General features: G+C 76.1%; 2 protein-coding genes. Both read right to left on the bottom strand.

The genetic code is table 11. The features are described from left to right. Positions 1-199: ATP-binding cassette domain-containing protein (locus QQJ79_RS15990; protein WP_284223933.1), on the bottom strand; the 199-nt coding region annotated here is incomplete at its 3' end. Continuing rightward, a partial coding sequence (locus QQJ79_RS15985; RefSeq protein WP_284223932.1) for an iron chelate uptake ABC transporter family permease subunit occupies positions 196-503 on the bottom strand: 308 nt, incomplete at its 5' end. The genes QQJ79_RS15985 and QQJ79_RS15990, both read right to left, overlap by 4 nt.

Below are 503 nucleotides of genomic sequence, written 5' to 3'. Positions count from 1 at the left end.
CATCGTCCCCGCCGAGCCGCGCCTGCCCGCCGGTCAGCGGCAGCAGCCCCGCCAGCGCCCGGATCGCGCTCGACTTGCCGGCGCCGTTCGGTCCGACCACGGCGACAAGCTCACCCGTCGCGACCGACAGGCTGACCCCGTCCAGCACCGTCCGTCCGCCCAGCGCGGCCTTGGCGCCGATCAGTTCCAGCGCGCTCACAGCCGCCACTCCCGCGCCGCCCGCCAGGCGATCAGGGCGAACAGCGGCGCGCCGACCAGAGCCGTGAACACGCCCAGCTTCAGCTCCTGGTCCGTTGGCGTCATCCGGGCCAGCAGGTCTGCCACAACCAGCATCAGCCCCCCGGCCAGGGCCGAGGGCAGCAGCAGCCGCCCCGGATCGCCCCGCACCGCGCTCCGCACCAGATGCGGCGCCGCCAGGCCGACGAAGCCGATCACCCCGGCCACGGCCACAGCCGCCCCGGTGGCCAGCGCCGTGGCCAGCAGGGCCAGCAGCCTCAGCCGCG

This window comes from Brevundimonas denitrificans (assembly GCF_030160755.1).
Classification (GTDB): domain Bacteria; phylum Pseudomonadota; class Alphaproteobacteria; order Caulobacterales; family Caulobacteraceae; genus Brevundimonas; species Brevundimonas denitrificans.
This window is presented reverse-complemented; position numbering and strand designations above follow the sequence as displayed.